Here is a 304-nt window from a genome sequence, read left to right on the forward strand (position 1 = left end):
AGTATGACCCGTACGGGATTCGAACCCGTGTTACCGCCGTGAAAGGGCGGTGTCTTAACCACTTGACCAACGGGCCAATGGCGGAGAAGGAGGGATTTGAACCCTCGCGCCGGTTACCCGACCTACACCCTTAGCAGGGGCGCCTCTTCAGCCTCTTGAGTACTTCCCCACAAAAAATGGCTCCGAAGGCAGGACTCGAACCTGCGACAACCTGATTAACAGTCAGGTGCTACTACCAACTGAGCTACTTCGGAATAATGGTGGGCCTAAATGGACTCGAACCATCGACCTCACGCTTATCAGG

Annotated in this window: 3 tRNA genes; all 3 read right to left on the reverse strand. The window is 54.9% G+C overall.

Annotated features, from left to right (window positions below):
- Positions 1-4 precede the first annotated feature (4 nt).
- Positions 5-76: transfer RNA gene (locus ACYQ73_RS28340), tRNA-Glu, on the reverse strand.
- 2 nt (positions 77-78) lie between these two features.
- Positions 79-169: transfer RNA gene (locus tag ACYQ73_RS28345), tRNA-Ser, on the reverse strand.
- A gap of 8 nt (positions 170-177) precedes the next feature.
- Positions 178-254, reverse strand: a tRNA-Asn gene (locus ACYQ73_RS28350).
- Between the last annotated feature and the right edge of the window lie 50 nt (positions 255-304).

Source organism: Lysinibacillus sp. CTST325, assembly GCF_054665055.1.